The 23,822-nt window shown below is 52.0% G+C and carries 22 protein-coding genes and 1 rRNA gene (1 of these 23 only partly in view); 1 reads left to right on the top strand and 22 read right to left on the bottom strand.

Annotated features, from left to right (window positions below):
* The 17 genes from BN2762_RS02235 to nadA form a co-directional block, all read right to left on the bottom strand.
* Nucleotides 1-108, bottom strand: a 16S ribosomal RNA gene (locus BN2762_RS02235); it reaches 1,447 nt to the left of the window's first position.
* Nucleotides 109-561: 453 nt separating this feature from the next.
* On the bottom strand, nucleotides 562-2,070 hold the full coding sequence (lysS, locus tag BN2762_RS02230) for a lysine--tRNA ligase (protein WP_055105517.1): 1,509 nt from the start codon (nucleotides 2,068-2,070) through the stop codon (nucleotides 562-564).
* A gap of 139 nt (nucleotides 2,071-2,209) precedes the next feature.
* Nucleotides 2,210-2,686 carry a transcription elongation factor GreA gene (gene greA, locus BN2762_RS02225; RefSeq protein ID WP_055105421.1) on the bottom strand — a complete coding sequence of 159 codons (477 nt, stop codon included), beginning with the start codon at nucleotides 2,684-2,686 and terminating at the stop codon, nucleotides 2,210-2,212.
* 361 nt (nucleotides 2,687-3,047) lie between these two features.
* Complete coding sequence (dusB, locus tag BN2762_RS02220) at nucleotides 3,048-4,049, bottom strand: tRNA dihydrouridine synthase DusB (protein WP_055105420.1); 1,002 nt, start codon at nucleotides 4,047-4,049, stop codon at nucleotides 3,048-3,050.
* A gap of 66 nt (nucleotides 4,050-4,115) precedes the next feature.
* Nucleotides 4,116-4,322: a helix-turn-helix domain-containing protein gene (locus BN2762_RS25700; RefSeq protein ID WP_074048551.1), complete on the bottom strand. Its 207-nt coding sequence runs from the start codon at nucleotides 4,320-4,322 to the stop codon at nucleotides 4,116-4,118.
* A complete protein-coding gene (gene folK / locus BN2762_RS02215) occupies nucleotides 4,274-4,822 on the bottom strand; it encodes a 2-amino-4-hydroxy-6-hydroxymethyldihydropteridine diphosphokinase (protein WP_055105419.1) in 549 nt (182 codons plus the stop codon). Before folK ends, BN2762_RS25700 begins: the two co-directional genes overlap by 49 nt.
* Nucleotides 4,823-4,830: 8 nt before the next feature.
* Nucleotides 4,831-5,193, bottom strand: coding sequence for a dihydroneopterin aldolase (folB, locus tag BN2762_RS02210; protein ID WP_055105418.1), 363 nt, complete (start codon nucleotides 5,191-5,193; stop codon nucleotides 4,831-4,833).
* A 286-nt stretch (nucleotides 5,194-5,479) separates the two neighbouring features.
* Nucleotides 5,480-6,316, bottom strand: coding sequence for a dihydropteroate synthase (gene folP / locus BN2762_RS02205; RefSeq protein WP_055105516.1), 837 nt, complete (start codon nucleotides 6,314-6,316; stop codon nucleotides 5,480-5,482).
* 26 nt (nucleotides 6,317-6,342) lie between these two features.
* On the bottom strand, nucleotides 6,343-7,236 hold the full coding sequence (gene pabC / locus BN2762_RS02200) for an aminodeoxychorismate lyase (RefSeq protein WP_055105417.1): 894 nt from the start codon (nucleotides 7,234-7,236) through the stop codon (nucleotides 6,343-6,345).
* Nucleotides 7,233-7,814 carry an aminodeoxychorismate/anthranilate synthase component II gene (gene pabA / locus BN2762_RS02195; protein ID WP_055105416.1) on the bottom strand — a complete coding sequence of 194 codons (582 nt, stop codon included), beginning with the start codon at nucleotides 7,812-7,814 and terminating at the stop codon, nucleotides 7,233-7,235. The genes pabC and pabA overlap by 4 nt, the downstream gene beginning before the upstream one ends.
* Nucleotides 7,811-9,394, bottom strand: coding sequence for an anthranilate synthase component I family protein (locus BN2762_RS02190; RefSeq protein WP_055105415.1), 1,584 nt, complete (start codon nucleotides 9,392-9,394; stop codon nucleotides 7,811-7,813). The genes pabA and BN2762_RS02190 overlap by 4 nt, the downstream gene beginning before the upstream one ends.
* 205 nt (nucleotides 9,395-9,599) lie before the next feature.
* Nucleotides 9,600-10,538 carry a cysteine synthase A gene (gene cysK / locus BN2762_RS02185; RefSeq protein ID WP_055105414.1) on the bottom strand — a complete coding sequence of 313 codons (939 nt, stop codon included), beginning with the start codon at nucleotides 10,536-10,538 and terminating at the stop codon, nucleotides 9,600-9,602.
* A gap of 266 nt (nucleotides 10,539-10,804) precedes the next feature.
* Nucleotides 10,805-11,695 carry an Hsp33 family molecular chaperone HslO gene (gene hslO / locus BN2762_RS02180; RefSeq protein WP_055105413.1) on the bottom strand — a complete coding sequence of 297 codons (891 nt, stop codon included), beginning with the start codon at nucleotides 11,693-11,695 and terminating at the stop codon, nucleotides 10,805-10,807.
* Between the two features lie 72 nt (nucleotides 11,696-11,767).
* A complete protein-coding gene (locus tag BN2762_RS02175) occupies nucleotides 11,768-12,532 on the bottom strand; it encodes a type III pantothenate kinase (RefSeq protein ID WP_055105412.1) in 765 nt (254 codons plus the stop codon).
* 7 nt (nucleotides 12,533-12,539) lie between these two features.
* The gene (gene nadC / locus BN2762_RS02170) at nucleotides 12,540-13,406 is read right to left on the bottom strand and encodes a carboxylating nicotinate-nucleotide diphosphorylase (protein WP_055105411.1); all 867 of its coding nucleotides are present in this window, start codon (nucleotides 13,404-13,406) and stop codon (nucleotides 12,540-12,542) included.
* The gene (gene nadB, locus BN2762_RS02165) at nucleotides 13,396-15,012 is read right to left on the bottom strand and encodes an L-aspartate oxidase (RefSeq protein ID WP_055105410.1); all 1,617 of its coding nucleotides are present in this window, start codon (nucleotides 15,010-15,012) and stop codon (nucleotides 13,396-13,398) included. Before nadB ends, nadC begins: the two co-directional genes overlap by 11 nt.
* 39 nt (nucleotides 15,013-15,051) lie before the next feature.
* A complete protein-coding gene (nadA, locus tag BN2762_RS02160) occupies nucleotides 15,052-15,990 on the bottom strand; it encodes a quinolinate synthase NadA (protein WP_055105409.1) in 939 nt (312 codons plus the stop codon).
* Between the two features lie 1,380 nt (nucleotides 15,991-17,370).
* Between nadA and BN2762_RS28280 the strand changes: the two genes are divergently transcribed.
* Nucleotides 17,371-17,556, top strand: a complete 186-nt coding sequence (locus BN2762_RS28280) for an IS3 family transposase (RefSeq protein WP_148499859.1) — start codon at nucleotides 17,371-17,373, stop codon at nucleotides 17,554-17,556.
* Between the two features lie 182 nt (nucleotides 17,557-17,738).
* Here the strand turns inward: BN2762_RS28280 and ftsH are convergent, their stop codons facing one another.
* The 5 genes from ftsH to BN2762_RS02135 form a co-directional block, all read right to left on the bottom strand.
* Nucleotides 17,739-19,880 carry an ATP-dependent zinc metalloprotease FtsH gene (ftsH, locus tag BN2762_RS02155; protein ID WP_055105408.1) on the bottom strand — a complete coding sequence of 714 codons (2,142 nt, stop codon included), beginning with the start codon at nucleotides 19,878-19,880 and terminating at the stop codon, nucleotides 17,739-17,741.
* A 103-nt stretch (nucleotides 19,881-19,983) separates the two neighbouring features.
* Complete coding sequence (gene hpt, locus BN2762_RS02150; protein WP_055105407.1) at nucleotides 19,984-20,523, bottom strand: hypoxanthine phosphoribosyltransferase; 540 nt, start codon at nucleotides 20,521-20,523, stop codon at nucleotides 19,984-19,986.
* A gap of 57 nt (nucleotides 20,524-20,580) precedes the next feature.
* On the bottom strand, nucleotides 20,581-22,017 hold the full coding sequence (tilS, locus tag BN2762_RS02145; RefSeq protein WP_055105515.1) for a tRNA lysidine(34) synthetase TilS: 1,437 nt from the start codon (nucleotides 22,015-22,017) through the stop codon (nucleotides 20,581-20,583).
* 58 nt (nucleotides 22,018-22,075) lie between these two features.
* Nucleotides 22,076-23,014, bottom strand: a complete 939-nt coding sequence (locus BN2762_RS02140) for a serine/threonine protein kinase (RefSeq protein WP_392391555.1) — start codon at nucleotides 23,012-23,014, stop codon at nucleotides 22,076-22,078.
* Entirely contained in the window at nucleotides 22,998-23,741 is a 744-nt protein-coding gene (locus tag BN2762_RS02135) for a vWA domain-containing protein (RefSeq protein ID WP_055105405.1), read from the bottom strand. Before BN2762_RS02135 ends, BN2762_RS02140 begins: the two co-directional genes overlap by 17 nt.
* Nucleotides 23,742-23,822 lie beyond the last annotated feature (81 nt).

The raw sequence follows: 23,822 nt of genomic DNA, 5'->3' as shown, positions 1-23,822 counted from the left end.
GCCGCTAGGTTGGTTCGGAAGCAAGCTTCCAAAACAACCCCGCTCGACTTGCATGTATTAGGCACGCCGCCAGCGTTCGTCCTGAGCCAGGATCAAACTCTCCAATAAAGTTGGACGTCCGTCGCCCGAAGGCGATGACAATCCAGTTGGAATAAGCTGATTAAGCTCATTTTGAATCTGACGAGATCAGATTTGCATCTGACTCTATTATTTAGATTTCACTTCCGTGAAACCCGCTCACTCGTTGTTCAGTTTTCAAAGATCAACTTCATTTTTCGTGTGTCGCCGTTGTTTCAGTGGCAACTTTCTAATCATACTACATCCGGTAGTAAATTGCAAGCTTTATTTTTCGTCGCTGTTAAGCTCTCGATTAATGCTTGTTATTAACGACCGGATATATAATATATCATCTTTTATACATAGACGCAAGTATTTATAGCTAATTTGTTAACCCCAATTTCTTCCTGAATCCGCAGTATCCATTTTGCTTATCTTTCCGCATTCATGACCATCTTATAACATAAAAGAGCCTGACCATCCCAAGTCAGGCTCTTCCTTCAATTATTCAGAACGCATATGAGGGAACAGCAACACATCGCGTATGGAAGCTGAATCTGTGAGCAGCATGACGAGACGGTCGACGCCGATCCCCAGCCCGCCAGTTGGCGGCAAGCCATACTCGAGTGCATGAATGAAATCATTATCCATCTCATGCGCTTCATCATTACCGTGCTCGCGCTCAAGCAGCTGAGCCTCGAAGCGCTGGCGCTGGTCGATCGGATCATTCAGCTCGGTAAATGCATTCGCGTGCTCGCGGGCCACGATGAACAGCTCGAAACGGTCCGTGAAACGCGGATCCTCTTCGTTCTTCTTCGCAAGCGGCGATATCTCCACCGGATGTCCATAAACGAAGGTCGGCTGGATGAGCGTCTCCTCTACGAACTCTTCGAAGAAAGCATTCAATATATGCCCGAACGTCATATGAGGCTCTACCGGAACTTTATGCTCCTTCGCCAGACGGTGAGCTTCCTCATTGCTCATTTGAACACCGAAGTCTACACCGGTTACTTCCTTAACAGCATCAACCATCGATACCCGGCGCCATTGAGGCGTCAGATCCACTTCATGGCCTTGATAGTGAACGATCTTCGTTCCAAGCACTTCCTCGGCAATATGAGCAATCATATTCTCGGTCAGCGCCATGATATCCTTGTAATCCGCATAAGCCTCATACAGCTCGATCATCGTAAATTCCGGATTGTGGCGGGTAGACACCCCCTCATTCCGATATACCCGGCCGATCTCATACACTTTCTCCAGGCCGCCGACAATAAGACGCTTCAAATGAAGCTCAATCGCAATGCGCATATAGAGCTCCATATCCAGCGCGTTATGATGCGTAATGAACGGACGTGCCGCAGCACCGCCGGCAATGCTATGCAGCGTTGGAGTTTCCACTTCCAAATATCCGAGCGAATCCAGGTAACGACGCATCGATTGGATAATCCGGGAGCGTTTGATGAACGTTTGCTGAACCTCCGGGTTTACGATCAGATCCACGTAGCGCTGACGATAACGAAGCTCAACATCTTTAAGTCCATGGTACTTGTCAGGCAGCGGATACAGCGATTTGGACAGTACCTCGAGATCAGTTACCTTAATGGTTGTCTCGCCTGTCTTCGTCTTGAACACCTCTCCGCGTACGCCTACGATATCACCCAGATCAAGAATGCTGAAGGCCGAATACTTCACTTCAGGGACGCTATCCTGACGGACGTAAATCTGAATTTTACCGCTAAGATCCTGGATATGCGCAAAACTCGCTTTTCCCATCCCACGCTTCGCCATAATCCGCCCGGCAATCGATACTTCTACCTTCTTCTCCTCGAGCTCTTCCTTCGTCATGCTGTCATATTGCTGCAGAATATCGCCTGCCATATGAGTACGCTCATATTTTTTACCGAAGGGATCGATTCCCAGCCCGCGCAGCTCGTCCAACTTATCGCGGCGGATCTGCAGAAGCTCGCTAATTTCGATTTCTTGTTCCTGCGTGTTGTGTTCCTCGCTCATGTTCATGCTCCACTCCTTCTACAACTTATTTTGCAACTTATATTTAGCTGAATCTTGCATCTATGCCCACAACTGGAAAAAATACGATAACAGTGAAAAAAGCCTCCCCTGGGGAAGCTCTTCCATTCAAAATACCGCCCTATTTCTTGATATCTACAATTTTATATTGAATCACGCCCGCAGGAACGGTTACGTCGACGATGGCGCCCTTTTGTTTGCCAAGAATCGCTTTCCCTACAGGGCTTTCGTTTGAAATTTTATTTTGCAGCGGATCGGACTCCGCCGTCCCGACGATCGCGTATTCCATCGTATCGCCGAACTCCAAATCCTGCACGGTTACCGTTGAGCCAATGCTTACCGTATCCGTATCGATCTCGTCATTGTTGATGATGCGGGCATTACGCAGCATCTTCTCAAGCGTAATAATACGCCCTTCAATGAAGGCCTGCTCATTCTTAGCGTCCTCATATTCCGAGTTCTCGCTAATATCGCCATAACCAATGGCAACTTTAATACGCTCCGCAACTTCACGACGTTTCACGGACTTCAAATTTTCAAGCTCTTCTTCCAGTCTCTTCAAACCATCTTGTGTAAGAATAACTTCTTTATCGCTCATCTCAACCGATTCTCCTGTCATGGAAATAATTTTCGCACTATGCGCGCGGTCATGGGCTCCTTCAATATGAATAGCTTCCGCAACGGATGATCCGAATTAGCTCAGGTAATACATCCGCGAGGGCCCGAGTTGCCGCTATGCCACGGCCGTGAAAATTCACGCATCATTTGAGAATATCATATGCAAACTCATGGAGCTCAGACCACCCCATGTTGTGGAAGTTATCTCCTGAGGCGAATTTATACTGAGAAATTATAGGTGAACCCTTTCGAAATGTCAATGACAGTACAATTTTCAAATGTAAACGTTTCATGAAGGATATTTACGCTGCAAAACAACGATTTAATACCATTGTCCAAAATTAGGCGGATTCTGCTTCTTCCGAGCCTTCGCCCGACAGGTTAGCGACAAAATTCTCAAGAATTCGTACCATTTCGTCCCGCTTGGTCTCTTCCATGATAACGTCTTTAATGCGTGCCGCGCCCTTCATGCCTTTCAAATACCAGGCCAAATGCTTGCGCATCTCGCGTACGGCTACGTTCTCGCCCTTAAGAGCAGCCAAGCGGTCCATATGAAGAATCGCGATGCGGATTTTCTCCTCTGGTCCAGGCTCAGGCAGCAACTCACCGGTCTTCAAGTATTCCACCGTGCGATACAGCATCCAAGGATTGCCCAGCGCGCCGCGGCCGATCATGACCCCGTCGCACCCGGTTTGCTCCAGCATGCGCTTCGCGTCCTCCGGCGTTACAACGTCGCCGTTTCCGATAACAGGAATCGACACGGCTTCCTTCACTTGCTTAATGTAGTTCCAGTCGGCTTTGCCGGTGTACAGCTGCTCCCGGGTGCGGCCATGTACGCTGACCGCCTTCCCTCCTGCCTGCTCTACTGCTTTAGCGTTATCGACCACATAGATATGCTCCGCATCCCAGCCAATCCGCATTTTGACCGTTACCGGCTTGCTGACAGCATCCACCACAGCGGACACCATTTCATAAATTTTATGCGGATTGAGCAGCCAGCGCGCACCGGCATCGCATTTCGTAACCTTAGGTACCGGGCAGCCCATATTAATATCGATGATATCTGCATTCGTCTCCTGATCAACGACCTTCGCCGCTTCCACCAAAGATTCTCGGTCCCCCCCAAAAATCTGCAGGCTAAGTGGCTTCTCCCGCTCATCTACAAACAGCATCTCCTTTGTGCGCTTATTCCCGTGAATGATCGCTTTATCGCTGACCATCTCTGCGCATACAAGACCAGTGCCGAATTCCTTGGCAATCAGTCGGAAGGCAGGATTGCATACGCCCGCCATTGGCGCAAGCACAACCTGGTTCTTCATTTCAATATCGCCAATTTTCAGCATAACATCCCCCCCTAATCATTATATTGTCGAACTTTATCGCAATTTGTATGATCACTGCACAACAATTTATTCCGAGGACTTCAATTCGGACATCGAAATGCCCAAAACGTCCACAATTTTAGTTAAAATTTGATCTTCTGCGGATCGGTTCCCACGTTCAATCGCTCCAAGAACGGAAAGCGACACGCCGGATCGCTCCGCAAGCTGCTGCTGCGTGAAGCCCTTTAGTTTCCGGTAAGCCCGGATTCGCTGCGCCAGTTGCAAGTTTTCCAATAACGTACGCCTTCCTTTCCATTCATGCTGGTTAATGCCTCTTGGGTGCTTCGATACAAACCGGAAGACTCCTCCTCAGGCACAATGTCCGTCAAGGGAACAAGTACAAAGGCACGCTCCATCATCCGCGGATGCGGCAGAGTCAGCAGCGGGGTATCTATCCTTTGGCCTTCTACCCATAACAGATCCAGATCTACGGTCCGTGGCCCAAAACGAATTTTGCGCTCGCGCCCAAGCTCAAGCTCAATATGCTGCATGACCGTCAGCAGTTCCTCCGGGTTCAGCGTTGTCCGCAGTGCCGCAGCCATGTTGACGAAGCAGGGCTGATCGAGATACCCTACGGGATCTGTCTCATACAGCCTGGAGCAGCGAAGCACCTTAATCTCGGGATGGGCATCCAGACGTGCCAGCGCCTCCATCAAGGTCGCTTCCCGGTCGCCGAGGTTGGCCCCTAAAGCAATATAAGCCTCTGAGATTCCAGAGGTCGCATGTGTATTCATCGCAAGTCTCACTTTCTAGAGCGGTACAACTTCACCGTCACACCTTCAAAATGAACATCAAATGGCGGATGCGGCTTCGTAACATGAACCGTTAACGCATCTACCATAGTATAAGTGTCCAAAACCGCAGATGCAATATGTTCTGCGAGCGCCTCGATCAATTTAAAGCTTTTTCCTTCGACAATTTTCCGCAGCAATTCATGGATTTCAGCATAGTTCACCGTCTTGCTCAAATCGTCGCTCTGCCCGGCTTCCCGCAAATCCAGCTCCAGTTCCAGGTCGACATAGAACCGCTGGCCGAGCTTCCGCTCTTCCTCAAAAACACCATGGTATCCGAAATATTCCATGCGCCGCAGCACCATTTTATCCATCTATTATTCAACCCTTCCGTCATATAAAATAAAATCTAACCAGCCTGCATTGCAGAATGGATATTAGCCCCAAGCTAAGCCTCCAGCCGCAGACGCCAAACAGCCATTCAGCCATTTATCCATCAGCAGTTCAGCCAGACATCAACCAAACAGGCAACCATACAGACAGCAAACGTCTAGACAGCCAATTAGGCAGCCAACTAGCCATCCGGCAGTAACCACTCACACCCATGGCATTCCATGGCAGCTCCCAAGATCATTCACCTGGCTGCGACAATGCAAAGCTCTATGCGTAGATGATGGCATCGCACATTTTGGCCATGCGCTTTATTTCCTTCACATCATGAACCCGCACGATTTGACAGCCCTGGGCAATGCCGAGCGCTACCGTCGCACCAGTTCCCATAATCAGCTCGTCCACCGGCAAATCCAGCGTAGTGCGTATAAATCTTTTACGAGAGGTGCCAAGCAGCATAGGAAAACCAAGCTTCACTAGCCGGTCCAGCTCCTTCATCACCCGTAAATTCTCCTGATAATCCTTGGCGAACCCGATCCCCGGATCCAGGATGATTCGCTCATCCTTCACTCCGGCACGCCGCGCAGTTTCTACACTGTCCAGCAAATCCGCCTCGACATCCTGCATCAGGTCCCTGTAATTCCGGTCCTGCCGATTATGCATCAAGATGACGGGACACTGATATTCCGCCGCCACCTGGGCCATTAGAGGATCCGCCTTGCAGCCCCAAATATCATTGATAATGTGAGCCCCCGCTTCAAGCGACTGCCTTGCCACCTCCGCCTTGTAGGTGTCCACTGATAACGGAATATGGGGAGCTTCGCGGTGGATGGCCTCCACAATAGGAACCACCCTCTCTAGCTCCTCATCTAACGATACAGGCTCATGGCCCGGTCTCGTCGATTCTCCGCCGATATCGATGATATCCGCCCCGTCCCGGATCATCTCCAGCGCATGGGCAACGGCCCGATCAGCCTCGTTATAGCGCCCCCCATCGGAGAAAGAATCCGGAGTCACATTTAAAATACCCATAATCAAAGTCCGTTCCCCAAGCTTAAGCTGTGTTTCGCCGCATTGGTAAGTTCTTTGGTGCAACACAGGCTGCATAATTGCCATCTCCTTTCCTTCTTCCATTAAACTCCGCAATGTCTTCTATAACTATCTAGAAGCTTTTCCGTAACGGGGCCAATCTTTCCATCCCCGACCGAATATTTTGAGCCCTCCGGCTCCACCAATGCCGTCACAGGCACCAGCTCCTGAATCGAATTCGTCAAAAATACCTCTTCCGCCGCAAGCAGATCATCCCAGGTATAGCTTCCCTCAGCATAGGGCAGACCCAGCCTATCCGCCAGCTCCAATACGAAGGAGCGGGTAATTCCCGGCAGAATGCCCGTGCTGATCTCTGGCGTAAACAGCGCCCCCCCGCGGACGAAAAACAAATTGCTGACGATGCCTTCCGCCAAATACCCTTGAGCGGTCAGCAGCAATCCCTCGGGCGCGGGTCTATCCGCTGAATGCCCGGCGCCAATCCATCCCGCCAGCTCCCGCTTGGCTAGAATATTGTTCATGTAATGCAGCGACTTAAGCCTGACTTTGCCCTCAGGCGTATTGCGGGGCGTTACCAGGCGCCATAATTCTTTGCCGTGTGCGTAGACCCCGGGGGCAGGCGGCGGCAAGGGCTTCACATAAACGATGACGGACGGCTCCGCATAATCCTCCAGCGGCAGGCCAAGCGGACCGGCGCCCGCTGATACCGTTAGACGAATATAGCCGTCCAGCAGTTCATTCGCCTTCAGCAATTGGGCGATTTCATGCTGCAGCAGCTCCTCCCGGGCCTCGTAACGTATGCCCAACTCCCGGCATCCGCCCCGAAGCCGCTCCAGATGCCGATCCAGAAGAAAAGGGCGACCTCCGTAAGTCCGAAAGGTCTCAAACAACCCCATTCCGTACATGAAGCCGTGATCCATTACGGATATCACGGCTTCAGCAGATGGGGTAGGAACTCCATTCACCCCGATATAATTCATACTTTGGCCTCCGCCTTGCGGTTCAGGAAGTTGCGGAGAATTTGATGGCCATGATCGGTAATGATCGATTCCGGATGGAATTGAACCCCTTCCACGGCATAGGTTTTGTGGCGCAGGCCCATAATTTCGCCTTCCTCGGTCTCGGCGGTAATCTCCAGGCAATCGGGAAGGCTCTCGCGTTCCACAATCAACGAATGATAGCGGGTTGCCGTAAACGGAGAGGGCAGCCCCGCAAATACAGATTCTCCCTTGTGGTGAATCGGCGAGGTCTTGCCATGCATCAACCGATCGGCACGGACAACCTTGCCTCCGAAGGCTTGGCCGATGGATTGATGACCCAGGCATACGCCGAAGATCGGAATCTTGCCCTTGAACCGGTCAATGACGTCCAGAGTAATTCCCGCCTCATTCGGCGTGCACGGCCCGGGAGACAGTAGAATGTGATCCGGCTGCAGCTCCTCGATGCCTTGCAAATCAATTTCATCATTGCGGCGCACAATGACTTCTTCCCCAAGCTCGCCTAAATACTGCACGAGATTGTACGTAAAAGAATCATAATTGTCGATTACCAGTATCATAGCTTCATCCCCTGTCTTTGGCCTTCGGCGGCGAATTCCTGACTTAATCCAACCGCCATCGTTATCGCTCTGGCTTTATTATGGCATTCCCTGTATTCCCGATAAGGCTCGGAGTCGATCACGATGCCTGCTCCGGCCTGAATATGTCCTACGCCATCCTTAACGACCAGTGTACGTATAATAATATTTAATTCCATATTTCCGTTGTAGTCAATCCATCCCATGGCACCCGTATATGGCCCGCGGGTCACCGGCTCCAGCTCCTCGATAATCTCCATCGTTCTTACCTTCGGAGCTCCCGTAATGGTTCCCCCCGGGAATACGGCAGCGATCACGTCAAAGGGCGTCTTCCCTTCCTCCAGCTCCCCCTCTATCTGGGATACCAAATGCATGACATGCGAGTAGTATTCAATAACCATCAGCTCGCTAGCCTTGACTGTGCCGAATCTGGACACGCGTCCCAGATCATTGCGTAGCAAATCAACAAGCATGATATGCTCCGCCAGCTCCTTCTCGCTGCTCAGCAGCTCCCGGGCCATGGCCTCATCCTCCTCTGGCGTAGTCCCGCGGCGCCGCGTACCTGCGATCGGACGCGTCGCCATCTTGCCCTGCTCCAGCTTCACGAGGAGCTCGGGAGAGACGGACACAAGCTGAAAGTCCGGAAAGCGCAGCAGACCCATATATGGAGAGGGATTCAGCAATCTCAGCCATTCATAAATTTCCTCCGGCGCAGCCGTAAGCGGAATACCTCGGCGCAGCGATAAGTTCACTTGGAATACGTCGCCTGCTGCAATATAATCCTGCACCCGGCGCACGGCTGTCTCGAACTCTTCCCGGGCAAAAGAGATGGACGCGGAGCGCTCCAACAAACCGTCCCACTCGGCCGACGAGGCATCCCTCGCAGCTAGTACAGCCTGCCGGTCCCTAACCTTCTCTGCTGCTGAACCCTCCTCCGCCTCGCGTATAAACTGATTCCACCGCTCAAGCATCCATGATGCCCGCCGCCCCGCTTCCTCAAACACCTCGGTCAGCGGCTTAACTGATTCCGCCGCTCCGACGGGACAATGGACGATGGCATATACTTCTTCAAGCTCATGGTCGAACACCCATAGCTCCTCCACGCGCATCCATATATAATCGTCAATCCGGAGGTCGTCTTCGGCCAGTACCGGCAGGCGCTCTAGAGAGCGGGCAACATCATAGCTGAGATACCCTACGCCGCCTCCGCTAAATTTAGGCAGCCCGGGAACGGATGGCGATTTGAACGGCTTCAGCCACTCATGCAGGACGTCCAAGGGGCGCCCCTCAACTTGAACGATATCGCCCGTGGAAACATCCTCGATTTGCGCCGAATTTCCTTTTCCCCTTACGACCGACAAGGGATCCAGTCCAAGAAAGGTATAACGGCCGTCCTTGCCGCTCTCCAGCACAAAGGAGTATGGCCGCGCTGCATTCCAGGCTTTTGTCCAATCGCCCGGCAGGCGGGCGCCCGATTTCATTTTGACGGCGCAGGGCAGCATCGTCCAGCGCCCTTCCGCTGCCCAGCTCTCCCAATGCTCCCATCGAGTAACGGTAATCATGCTATGTCACTACCTCCAGCCCTTCATGCGTTGTTGCTAGCTAGTATACTAAAACCTCATTCTAATGAACATCCCCAATAACATGCGCCAACATGTAATTATCATCTAACTAACCCGCAACGAAGCATGCATATAACGTGCAATAACCCCCATACCGTCTAATGCAGGCGGTTGGGGGTTAATTCAGTGGGTCAGGCCACAGCCCTTAAGCTTCGAAATTGTACAGCGGCGTGCTCAAGTAACGCTCGCCGTTACTTGGAACAACAGCTACGACGCGCTTGCCTTTGCCAAGCTCTTTAGCTACCTTAAGTGCAGCAAAGACAGCCGCACCGGAGGAAATTCCAGAGAGAATGCCTTCCTCTTTGGCAACTTGACGAGCCTGCTCGAACGCTTCCTCGTTCTCCACATGAATAATCTCATCGTAAATTTCACGATTCAGAATTTCAGGAATGAAGTTGGCGCCAAGTCCTTGGATTTTATGCGGCCCAGGCTTGCCGCCCGACAGAATTGGCGAAGCTGCCGGCTCAACAGCATAAATCTTAATGTCAGGGAAACGCTTCTTCAACACTTCCCCGGCACCGGTAATCGTTCCGCCGGTTCCGATTCCCGCTACGAACGCATCCAGCTTGCCGTCAAGCGACTCGATCGCCTCAACGATCTCCGGCCCTGTCGTCTCGCGGTGAATTTTCACGTTGGCCTGGGTTCTGAATTGATCAGCCAGGAAATAGTCCGGATTCTCGGACAGAATTTGCTCAGCCTTCTTCACGGCACCGTTCATGCCTTCGGCTCCGGGAGTCAGCACGAGTTCAGCTCCGTAAGCCCGCAGCAGGTTGCGGCGCTCAATGCTCATCGTCTCAGGCATAACGATTACGGCCTTATATCCCTTAGCGGCGGCTACAAGCGCCAGACCGATTCCGGTATTTCCGCTAGTCGCTTCAATGATCGTGCCGCCAGGCTTCAATTTGCCCGCCTTCTCAGCTTCTTCCACGATGCTGATCGCAATGCGGTCTTTAACGCTGGCGCCCGGGTTCTGGTATTCCAGCTTCACATAAATCTCAGCGCTGTCCTCAGGTACAATGCGGTTCAAGCGAACAAGCGGCGTATCCCCGATCAGATCTGTTACGTTGTTAACGATTCTAGCCATACGAAAACCTCCCTGAATAGTAAAAAATTATAATAATGAAGCTGCATCTAATCTTGTTGTGATCCTGTTGTAGTTTAGTTGAAAAACGAAAGAGGAGTCGGATTTACCGCGTTTCTCCTGCCCTCATTTATTTCCGAGTAAACAAGTTGGTATTGTTCTTTCATTATCTTAACAATCTGTAGTGGCAGTTGTCAAGAAAGGATACAAAAAAATACTTTGCCGGACAGGAAATCCCCAAAGCCGACAAAGTATTGTAATCATTCGGTCTACTTCTTAGTCTGCGCCTGGAGCTCGGCAATTCGCTCCGGGCTGAATTTATACGCCTCATTGCAGAAGTCGCATACAACCTCGACCTCTTTATTGTCCTCCAGCATCTCGGTAAGCTCCTGGTGGCCCAGGCTGATCAGCGTGCGTTCCACACGCTCCACCGAGCAATTGCAGGAGAATACGACCTCCGATTCGTCCAGAAGCTTAAAGTCCGGCACAATCCAGCCCAGAAGCTCCTCCAGCTCAAGCCCCTGATCCAGGAGAGACGTTACGGGCGGAAGCTGGCCGATGGCCCGCTCTATGGCATCGATATCCTGATCGCTTAGCCCGGGAAGCAATTGAATAATGAAGCCCCCGGCCACGATGACCGAGGAATCGGTATCCACCAGCACGCCTAATCCTACGGCAGAGGGTGTCTGCTCCGATACGGCAAAATAATACGTGAAATCCTCGCCAAGCTCGCCGGAGATAAGCGGTACGCTCCCACGGTAAGGCTCCTTGAGGCCAAGATCCTTGGTTACATGGATAAAGCCCGTCGTCCCGACTGCTCCGGCCACATCCAGCTTGCCCTGGCTATTGCTGGGAAGCTGCACATGCGGATTCGTGACATAGCCGCGAACCTCGCAATTTGCATTCGCATCGGCGATGATCTGCCCGATCGGTCCGTCGCCTTTTACCTGAACCGTGAGCTTCTCCTCCCCCTTCAGCATGGCGCCCATCATCGTCGCCGCCGTCACGGTCCGCCCTAGCGCTGCCGTCGTTGTAGGGTATGTGTCATGGCGCCGGCGCAGCTCTTCTACAAGCGCAGTCGTGCGGACGGCAAAGGCGCGAACCTTGCCATTCATGGCCGTGCCCCGAATTAAACGATCCTTCTCCTTCGCGGTTCCCATAGATATGAAGCCTCCTCTTCTTGATGTAGTGATTGTCCGCACGGCGAATCCCATGTATGCACCGCCAGACCTTTACTGATTCCGTTCGTATATGATACGCAGTCCTTCCAATGTAAGAAGCTGGTTCACTTCCTGGATTGATTCCGCCTCGCTGGCGATAAGCTCCGCCAGTCCACCGGTCGCGATCACCTTGGGATCGGCATTCATTTCCTGGCGAATCCGGCTCACGATGCCATCCACTTGCCCCGCATAACCAAAAATGATGCCCGATTGCATCGCATGGACCGTATTGCGCCCGATCACCTTCTTCGGCTTCTCCAGCTCGATCCGCGGGAGCTTGGAAGCGCGCTGATACAGCGCCTCCGTAGAAATGCCGATGCCCGGTACGATGGCCCCGCCTAAATAGTTCCCTGCCGCATCGATGCAATCAAACGTCGTGGCCGTGCCGAAGTCGACGACAATGAGCGGGCCACCATACTGCTCTACCGCGGCGACAGCATTCACGATGCGGTCCGCGCCGACCTCCCGCGGATTCTCGTACCGCAGATTGAGTCCCGTCTTGATGCCAGGTCCGACGATAAGCGGTTTTTTGCGCATATATTTCTCGCATAGCTCTTCAAGCACATGCATCAATGGAGGGACAACCGAGGAAATGATGACCCCCTCAATATCGCCTACAGCGATCTTGGACATTTGAAGCAAATTGTTGATCTTTACCCCGTATTCATCGGCCGTGGACTGCCGATTCGTGCTGAGTCTGAAATAGTGAAGCAGCTCTCGGCCCTTGTAGATACCCAGCACGATATTCGAGTTGCCTACATCTACCACAACGAACATGCGGTCTTTACCCCTCTTTCTTCTCGTTCAGATCCAGACTGATGTCCAGACTGTCGAAAGAATACGTCAGCCTGCCGACGGAAATGACATCCACACCGCACTCGGCGATCCCGTGAATCGTCTGCAGCGATACATTCCCTGATGCCTCTACAGTAACATGGGGAGCTCTCGCTTTAATTCGGCGCACCGCTTCCTTCATCAGCTCCGGCGCCATATTATCCAGCATAATAATATCGGCTCCGGCCGACAAGGCCTCATCCACCTGCTCCAAATTCTCCGTCTCGACTTCAATGGTCATTGTATGAGGAATGGCTGCACGAGCCCGCTGTACCGCCGGGACAATTCCGCCAGCCCCTTTAATATGATTATCCTTGATCATGACCGCATCATACAACCCAAAGCGATGATTGGAGCCTCCGCCTACCCGAACCGCGTACTTCTCTAGCATTCGGTGGCCCGGCGTAGTTTTCCGCGTATCCACGAGCCGCACAGGTAGCCCTTGCAGCGCATCGACATATTTCCGTGTCCGCGTCGCTATGCCCGATAGACGCTGCAGCAAATTCAACGCAAGCCGTTCCCCGGTAAGAATGCTATGCGTGCTGCCCTTTACCTCGGCTAAGACGGTGCCTTTGCTTACTTCATCGCCATCCTTCGCCAAGGCCTTAAACGAAAGCGAGGAATCTACCGTCTCAAAAACAAGGGCAGCCACCGGCATGCCTGCCGCAATTCCGTCCTCCTTGGCATGGATAATGCCCTTCGACTGATGTCCAGCCGGCACCGTGACAGCTGCCGTAATATCGCCTGAGCCGACGTCCTCCCTGAGCCATTGGCGGATGGAGTCCACCAGGCCTTCGTTATATCCGTTAAACATCATCGCTCATTTCCTCCAACATTCCTTTTTCCCGCTGCTGCAAAATATGCTTGCGCCAACCGGCATCATCCCGCTGCGGGTAGTCCTCGCGAAAATGACCCCCGCGGCTCTCCGTTCGGGCTAGCGCAGATTCCGTCAGCAAAAGGGCGCATGTAAGCATATTAGCATACTCCCACTGCTCCCGGGTATGCAAAGCTGCCTGGAATATCGGCAGTTGACGGCGCAGCTCCTCCAGTCCTTTATTCAGGCCCTCCGCGCTGCGGCGCAATCCCACTTGACGCACCATCACCTTCTGCAGCTTCAAGCGCCGCTCCACGATCGGCTGCATGACAGCATCCTGCCGCTCCTCCTGACAGCGGGTTCCTTCGCCCGTTCTCGTCCGCGGGGGCAGCTGCCCGATCCGCTCCACTATGCGCCGTCCGAATACGATGGCCTCCGAAAGCGAATTGCTCGCCAGCCGGTTCGCCCCGTGAACCCCTGTCGATGATACCTCACCACAGGCAAATAAGCGGTACACGCTCGTCTCGCCGTGAAGCCCGGTACGGACTCCCCCCATCATATAATGCGCAGCCGGAGCAACGGGAATCCAGTCACTCGTCATATCAAGGCCATACCCGATACAGGTCTCATAGATTGTCGGGAACCGGTGCTTGATGGTCTCCGGCGCCTCGTGCGTAATATCGAGATAGACGAAGCTCGACTTCGTCTTCTCCATCTCGTTGACGATGGCCCGCGCCACGATGTCGCGAGGGGCAAGCTCAAGCAGCTCATGGTACTTCTCCATGAAGCGTTCCCCCTTGATGTTCCGCAGCACGGCGCCCTCCCCGCGGACAGCCTCGGATATCAAGAAGCGCGGCGCCCCCGGATAACATAGCGAGGTCGGATGGAACTGTATGAATTCCAGATCCCGAAGCACAGCTCCAGCCCGGTAAGACATGGCTACCCCGTCCCCCGTAGCCACATCCGGATTCGTCGTATAACGGTACAGCTGCCCGGCCCCGCCCGAGCACAGAATAGTAGCCAGCCCCCGAAGGAACACGCGCTGGCCATCCGGACGCTGAACGAGCGCACCGATGCATTCATTTTCCTCCGTTACTAAATCAATAACAAAATGCTCGTTCCAAATCTCGATTTGAGGATGGCTGAAGGCTTGCTCTGACAGCGCGCGGACAATCTCATACCCTGTCGCGTCACCATTGGCATGCAGAACGCGGCGATGGCTATGAGCCCCCTCCCGTGTCAGAGCCAGCTCGCCATTCTCTATATCAAAGGCTGTGCCGAGCGTGATTAGCTCCTTCACTCCGGCTGGCCCTTCATTCACTAGAATATCCACCGATGCCGAGGAACATAGCCCCGCTCCAGCCATCAGCGTATCCTGTCTATGATAATCCGGAGAATCCTCGTCTGAAATGACAGCTGCAATGCCGCCTTGTGCGTAGCGCGTATTGCTATCCAGCAGCGATTTCTTGGTGATCACAATAACGCGATGCCGTTCACTTGCTTTAATAGCGGTAAACAGCCCGGCGATGCCTGACCCGATAACAATGACGTCCGTATCTACGACAGGCAATTCACTCAAATCAAAATCAACCAAATATCGTGGTATCATTACACAGGTCACCTATCTTGAACAAGAGAGTAGCGCATGCTACTTGACTTGTAACATGCGCTCTAGGGAAGTTCTGGCTTTATCTGCTACGGCAGGCGGCACGTAAATCTGCGGCTGCATCGTCTCCAAGCATTTGACCAGTTTTTTCAAGTTGTTGACTTTCATATTCGGGCATACCAGAAACTTCGTCGCAAAGTGAAACGTCTTATCCGGGCTGTCCTTCCGTAGCTGATACCCCGTGCCGTCTTCGGTCCCCACTATGAATTCCTTGCTGCTGGAATTTTTACAGTATTCCAGAATCGCCGTCGTACTGCCGACGAAGTCGCCCATAGCAACTACTTCAGGGCGGCACTCTGGATGAACCACGAATTCTGCGTTAGGATGCTTCGCTCTCATCTCCACTACGTCTTTTACAGTTAACATATCATGCGTGTTGCAGTAGCCTTCCCAAATAATCATCTTCTTGTCGGTATGCTGCTGTACATAGTGCCCCAAGTTCTTATCCGGCACCCAAATGATCTCATCGGCGTCGATCGAATTGATGACCTTAACCGCATTGGAAGACGTACAGCAGATATCCGTTTCGGCCTTGATCTCTGCAGAAGAATTGATATAGGTCACGACCTTGGCATTCGGATGCTGGGCCTTTAATTTGCGTAATCCATCCACGTTGACCATGTCAGCCATCGGACAGCCCGCCCGCTCATCGGGAATCAGCACCGTCTTGTTCGGTGCCAGAATCTTGGCGCTCTCTCCCATGAAATGCACACCGCAGAACACGATTGTATCCGCATCCGTCGAAGCGGCCTTTTGGGCCAGCAAAAAAGAGTCGCCCCGGAAATCGGCAACCTCCTGAATTTCATCGCGCTGATAATAATGCGCCAAAATAATTGCGTTGCGTTCCTTCTTCAGTTGAAACAGTCTCTCCCGCAGTTCGCGGTTCATTTCCGCCTTCCGCTCTAATGCCAGAGCTTCCACGATGATCCTCCCCCTTAATCATTCATCCGCCTTTTCTCTCTATGCAGCGGGATTGTACTCCTGAGTTATCATTCCATGTTCCTTACAGCTGCCTGACAAATAAAAGGAGAACGTATAAAATTTCACGTTACCTGTCACGCGTCTGCCAAGGATGTGAAATTCGGTACGTTCTTAGCTGTAAAAAAACCGATGTTTCACTTCGTTGTCACAATACGTTGTTCAACAACTAATTTACACAAGGCAGGTATCCCTGTCAATCGATCTGAATCTAGAAAACATCAAATTTAAACATAAATAACGGATTTTCAGGGTAATTCCGGTCAGGCTAATTCCGGCTGACAATAACCTATCCCGGTTAAAAAGCTCCCCCGCCATCTAGCTAGCAGCAAGCGCTAGCACGGTAGCGAACGATAGCAAGCGCTAGCACGGTAGCAACGATAGCAAACCATAGTACGATAGCAAACGATAGCATGATAACAAACATGAGAAACAATAGCAGACAACAGAAAACGATGCGAGTCCCAGAAAACCGCAGCAATAATTAGAAACAGCGGTAGACCATAAAAATACAGGAAAACATTTGCCGTTGGTCGCAAACAAACCAACTACGACACTAATACCTGCAGGCACCCTACGACCGTGACGTGTAATACCTGTAGCTGGGATTTGTAACAATGCCATGTAACTGAGATGCCTAACTGAGACTGTGGCAATGTCATGTGACTGAGATGTCCTAACTGAGACCGTGGCAATGTCATGTGACTGAGATGTCCTAACTGAGACCGTGGCAATGTCATGTGACTGAAATACCTAACTGAGACTCGTAACGAGACATGCGACTGAAACCTTTTATAACGAATCTCACTATCACTATTTGTTTAAAAGTAACCCCTGTACAAATATAACGAAGCCAGGTAACGTTATTTCACGTTTTACTGCTCCAGTAGGAAAATTAAAACGTGAGTAGAGTGGCTGAAATTCGTTAGAGTTATAATCATAGCCAATATGCACAAATAACGTTAAGGAGATTCGTTAGAATCAAATAACAGATGGTAGGTTCGTCCGCACGGGGAGAAAACAGACCTTACCCCAGCATAACTTGCTTGAATAGGTTTCAGCGACAAGAATAAGAGCTTAAGGGGTATTCCAATATCCATGCATCTTGTTCACAATGACGACTCGACAAAAACAACCTTAACGGCAGATTGGAATGCTGTGCTCCGACCGCCTTCGCTCCCTGCACTGGACAAGTCGGAACCTTGGGTTCGCATTCTCTCGCCATTATATAAGAAAAACGCCTACATAAATGTATCAACAAATGTAAGACCCCTAACCTTAAGCGAGTGCAACGACTTATGAAACCTTATGAAGATTAAATAAATTCAGTCCTTCTACGAAACCTTGAAGTGCGAGCTGTATTGTTCGCATACCTACCGCAGCTACGAGGAACTCAAGAAGGATATGGATGACTATATCACTTTTGCAATACGCACGATTATTTGCACTTTTGCATACGACGATTATTTACATTTTTTCAATATGACGTTATATGCACTATTGATATAAACGATTACATGCAAATGATTACATGCACGTTTACAATACGAACGATTAAGGCAAAGCTAAACGGCCTCAGTCCAATGTAATTCAGGACCAAGGCCGTCTAACTGACTTTTATTTTTTGCACTGTCAAATGGACGGGGCAGTTCAAATCTAACGGTTGCCCCGATTTCTGTGCATTTGACCGACTATACCGTCGGATTGTTGTTTCCGTTATTGCCAGTACCTTTATCCGGGTTGTCTCCGTCAGGACGGCTGCCGCCCGGGAGATCATTTACCGTTCCGTCAGGCGTATTTACGATCGGATCGTTCGAGGCGTCATTCGCTGATCCGTTCGGCACGTCATTAGGAATATCGCCCGTCGGGATGCCTGAAGCGCTTGGAGATCCATCCTCCGGCTTGCCTTGAATACGCACGCGTACATCGCCGATATTATCGACGATTGGCTCGCCAGACTCCGTTGATCCGCCGCCTTCGCCACCCTCACCAGGCTCTAGCAATCTGCCATGCTCGATCAGTTGCTTGATCTGCTCCAGCTCCAGCGTCTCCTTCTCAAGCAAGGTCTGCGCGATAAGGTGCACTTCCTTGGAGTGCTCGGTCAGAAGCTGCTTACAACGCTCATACATTTCCGTAATGAAGCGCTGCATTTCCTGATCGATTTCGTAAGCGATTTGATCACTATAGTTCTGTTCGTGGCCGATATCACGGCCCAGGAACACCTGGCCTTGCGAAGTGCCAAATTGCATCGGTCCGAGCTTCTCGCTCATTCCGTATTCCACGATCATGCTGCGCACGATGCTGGTCGCTTGCTGGAAGTCACTATACGCCCCGGTGCCGATTTCACCGATGAACAGCTCTTCGGCGACGCGGCCGCCAAGAAGTCCCGTAACCTTGTCGAGCAGCTCCTGCTTCGTAACAAGCATCCGGTCTTCCTTCGGAAGCATAATGACATATCCGCCCGCACGGCCGCGCGGAATAATGGTTACCTTATGAACCATATCCGCATGCTCCAGGAAGTAGCCAACAATTGTATGACCTGCTTCGTGGTATGCAACGATCCGCTTCTCGCGATCGCTGATTACGCGGCTGCGCTTCTCCGTACCTACGATAACGCGGTCGATGGCCTCATCAACCTCTCTCATCGAAATATCCTTGCGGTTGCGGCGCGCAGCTAGAAGTGCCGCCTCATTCAAGAGGTTCTCCAGATCAGCGCCCGTAAAGCCTGTCGTGCGCTTCGCGATAATATCGAGACGGACGTCGTTTGTCAGCGGCTTGTTGCGGGCATGCACCTTAAGCACTGCCTCGCGGCCTTTGACATCCGGACGATCCACCGTAATTTGACGGTCAAAACGTCCCGGACGCAGCAGCGCCGGATCAAGAATATCAGGGCGGTTCGTTGCGGCAATAATGATAATGCCTTCATTCGCTCCGAATCCATCCATCTCAACAAGCAACTGGTTGAGCGTCTGCTCCCGCTCGTCATGACCTCCGCCGAGGCCAGCGCCGCGCTGACGGCCGACGGCATCGATCTCATCAATGAAAATAATACAAGAAGCTGACTTCTTGGCATTCTCGAACAAATCCCGTACCCGGGAAGCACCGACACCGACGAACATTTCCACGAAGTCGGAACCGGAAATACTGAAGAACGGCACGCCGGCTTCACCCGCTACCGCACGAGCCAGCAGCGTCTTACCGGTTCCGGGAGGACCTACGAGCAATACGCCCTTCGGAATGCGCGCCCCAACGGCGGAGAACTTGCGCGGATCCTTCAGGAACTCAACCACCTCGACAAGCTCCTGCTTCTCTTCGTCTGCTCCGGCTACATCCTCAAATGTAACCTTCTTCTTCTCCTCATTATACAAGCGGGCCCGGCTCTTGCCGAAGTTCATTACCTTGCCGCCACCACCCTGAGCCTGGTTGAACAGGAAGAAGAACAGAATAAACATAAGCGCAAGCGGTAACAGCGATGTCAGGAATGTCAGCCAAATGCTCTGCTCCTGCATCTTCTTCCAGTTCAGCTGGAAGCCATTCTGTTCACTCAGATCTACGATTTCCTTCAACACGTTCTGGTCGTAAGGAATATAGGTCGTGAAATTCGTCGTCTTGCTCTCTCCGACGGCTTGCTTATATTTACCGGTTACCAAGTAAGCGTAACCGTCAAATTTCCCTGTCATTTCACTGACATTATCGGCTTTCAATTGCTGACGCAATTGATCGTATCTAGGGGTGTCGGCCGTTTCATTTGTGCCGGTAAGGATTTGGACGATGCCCACCACGACTAAGAAAAGTATTAAATAAAAACCAGAATTCCGGATGAACCGATTCATCCCCTGCCTCCTCTCAAAACAACTTAAGTTATTTTACCATAGTCCCTTACTCATTATCAAAAAAGTCGCAGGCGATGTTCGGCCAAAGGCCAGCTACAGGCTATTAGCTCTTGTAAACTTCTGGCTTCAACACTCCGATGTAAGGGAGGTTGCGGTATCTCTCCGCATAATCCAGCCCATAGCCAACCACGAATTCGTCAGGAAGCACGAATCCCGACATATCGGCTTCCAGATCTACCGTACGCCCTGCCGGTTTATCGAAAAGGGTGACGATCTTTACGGAATTCACCTTGCGGCGCTCCAGAACATCCACCAGATAGCTTAGGGTTAGCCCGCTATCGATAATGTCCTCAACGATCAAGACGTCGCGTCCCTCCACAGAGCTGTCAAGATCCTTGATAATCTTCACTTCGCCGGACGATTTCGTCGCCGTCCCGTAACTGGACACGGCCATGAAATCAATTTCAAGCGGCACAGTAATCTCCTTGACGAGATCCGCCATAAAGATAAAAGCGCCCTTCAAAATGCAAATGACGAGCGGGTTGCGCCCAGCGTACTCTTCACTAAGACGCCGTCCCAGCTCCTCAACTTTATTCTGAATCTGTTCCCGGGTAATCAAAATTTCCTTAATGTCGTTGTGCAAAATAAGTAGACCTCCTACGTTATACTATGAATGCCTTAACCCGGCGATAACCCGATGCTACTGCTCCTCCGCGTCCCGAACCAGAGTCATCAGCAGGACGGAGGACGTATGCTGTCCTACCGCTGCGATCGAAGACCTCCGGATGCCGGGAATCCACAGAATCCGGCCCTGCCCATCGGTGACTATAGGAATTCGTGAACGGAGGGAGGGAGGTATTTTCTCATCGATGAAAATATCTTTGACTTTTTTGGTGCCGTTTAGCCCCATTACTTTCATCATATCTCCCGGCTGACGGGAACGCACTGTAAGCGGATAAACCAGCTTATCCGCATCAAATACCGCTCTGTCTTTACCGTGAGCCATACTCACAGCATCTTGCCCGGCCGTGGTCTGCGCAAACAACAGGCTGGCGCCCAAACCTTGAATAGCGACTTCCGCAGGAACCGTGTTTACATGGTATGTATAGCGAAGGCCATCGTTCCCCTCCGCTGCATTAGGTATAAACCTGATGGTGTCGTATTCACGAACACACTGCAGCCCACCCCCAAGATCAAGACTCCATGTCGTGGGGGAACTCTGAATCACCCCTTGACGAACACGTTCGATCTTGACAAAATCGCTTTCTTCCATGCCGAAAGGCAGATAATTTAATATTAGTTTAATCAACCTCCGTTGTAAAGCGGCATGTAAAGCGGCGAACGGCCCGACTTGAAAGGCCAGACCTGCGCCGTCTGGAGTGACCAGCTCCCGGTAAGCCCGGCCGGTCATTTGCTGTAAATAGTCGTCTTCTTCGCCCAGCGTGTCGGCCAGCCGATTCAGCGACTCAGCCAGCTGTTCATTATATTGCCCCAAAAATGGCAGCACATCCAAGCGAATTGCATTTCGCGCATATTTATTTTGCAGATTGCTGCTGTCTATGCGGTAAGGAATTCCCGCGTCCTGGCAGGTCTGCAGAATCTCCGCCTTATAGATCCGCAATAAAGGCCGGATCAGGTTCACGTTATGCTCTCGCCGTCTCATGCGCATCCCAGCAAGCCCTGTCGCCCCGCTTCCGCGTATAATGCGCATCATTACCGTCTCCGCTTGATCATCCGCATGATGCGCTAGGGCAATGGAGGCTGCCCCATGCTTCTTAGCTACCGTGTGAAGAAATTCATACCTCTTCTCCCGGGCAGCCAGCTGCGTGCTCCTGCCCGATTGCCTAATATATGAAGGAATGTCGAGGTTGCCTAACTCAAAGGGCAGCCCTAGCTTGTTGGCCAGCCCCTGCACGAATTCGGCTTCCTCAAGGGATTCCTCCGGCCGAAATCCGTGATTAATATGAGCGCAGACCAGCGAAAGCTTCTGTTCTGGGCGTGAGGCTATGGCATGCAGAATATGAAGCAATGCGACGGAATCAGGGCCTCCCGATACGGCCACGATGATGCAGTCCCCGGGAGACCACAACCGCTGCTCTTCCCCGGTACGGCGAACCCGCTCCACCAGAGGATACATGCTGTAATTATTCAACTTCGCCCACCCCACCATCTGATTTATCCTGAGCTGTTATAGATCAAGAGCGAAAAGCCACATAAAGCGCATAAACCAGCAATATAACAGCAACCGCAAATGCATTAATAATCCAGCGCGGCGTACCAGCCTTCTTCCTCGTTGCCGGCTTGGGCGCCGTTACAAGTTCCTTCCATAATAAGCAGGCCTCGGCCGTATCGCGAAACTCGCCCTGGATCGCTCTCATTAGCCAGGCCCTGTAAGGTGCAAGCGACGGGACAGTCCCAATGATGGTCAGCAAATCGGCTGCGCTTCTCATCTGCGGCAGCTGCGTCGCGGCCTGCTTCAAAGGCTGCTCAGCCAGCAAGTGGATGCATACGACCGCAAAGCTGAACCAGTCATAGGACGGCTCTGCCGTCCGCCCCCCGGCATTCCAGAAGCCGCGGTCATACCATTCGGTGAACTGCTTGACGCTGCGGCCGATACTGCTTACTCCGCCGTAATCGATCAGCTCTACCTCTCCGTATGCTCCTACCAGCACATTCTCCGGCTTCAAATCGCCGAATACCCATCCCGAGTCATGAAGATGCCGAAGCTCCCGAAGCAGGTTCAGTCCGGCTGCATCCATCCAGCGGCTTCCCCGCCTTGCGAGAAAAGCCCGCAAAGGCTCCCCTTTTATGTAACGCATCACATAGAACGGAATCTCCTTGCCCTGGAGAGTGTAGTCATCCACCTCAACCAGGTAGCCGGGACTCCGTTTAACAGAGCCTTGCCGCCTTCCTTGGCGCTGTAAGGCTTTGAGCACATTGATTTCAGACTGAATATCCACTGTATCGAAGCCCATTTTGAGGGCGTACAGTCTAGCATTATCCGCCTTCTTCACCAAATACACGACCCCATTGGCCCCTTGGCCCAGCAGCCGCTGGATTAGGTAGCGTCCCCCTTTCCAGCGGCCGGTGATGAGCGTGCCCTGCGGTAAATTCAGCTTAAACGACGTAGTCACCGAGCATTCCTTCTCCTTCATCGGATTCCTCCGGCCAAGCCACTTTTCCGTTTCTATCCAGTGTACCATAACGGAAGAATTCCATCACCTGCTTGATGGCTGGTCCAGTAGGCGTGGCCCCTCTCATGACCAGCCGTTGAAAGATCGATCTCGCACTGCCCAGATCAATCGTCCAATCCAAATCGAGCACAGCATCCTCGCCCCTTGGCCCCGGAAAGTGAAAAACCGCTAACTGGCTCTGTCCCTTCCTTGCCCCCAGGCTAAGCATCATATCGCGAATCGCTTCCTCAACTGCAGCAAGCTTGGGCTTCATGCTGGCGCTTGCATCAATGAGCAATGCGACCTGCAGAGAGCTGCTCTCGCTGAAATCATCGATCACTTCGACGACCTGAGATCGTTTATCAGGCGGCAAATCCTCTATGCCATTACTCCCCAGAATTTGCCTCAACTCTCTATTAACCGCCTGCTGAACCGTCTGAACCACCGTCTTCCGCGTCAGCATCTGCATCGTCTGGGCTAGACGATCCGTTCCCGTGAGCTGGCTCATTCCGCCGCCCGCCTTGGCAATTTCCGATATTTCCTGGCTGCCCAGCTCGCCGATCGTCCCATAATCGATAATGCCAACGACATTGACCGTAATCCCCTCCTGCCTGGCCAGAGCTGCCGCCAGAACTGGACTGTCCCCTACATTAGAGCATCCGTCCGTGATGAGCATGATTTGTCGCATAGCACAAGCCTCCTTCCAATCTCTCTTCTCTATCATTTCCAGAGATGCCGCAATTCAAACCGGATCACGCTGTACTTTTGA

Source organism: Paenibacillus ihumii (assembly GCF_001403875.1).
In the GTDB taxonomy this organism is placed as follows: Bacteria; Bacillota; Bacilli; order Paenibacillales; family Paenibacillaceae; genus Fontibacillus; species Fontibacillus ihumii.
Note: the sequence above shows the minus strand (reverse complement) of the source record. Positions and strands in the feature narration are given on the sequence as shown.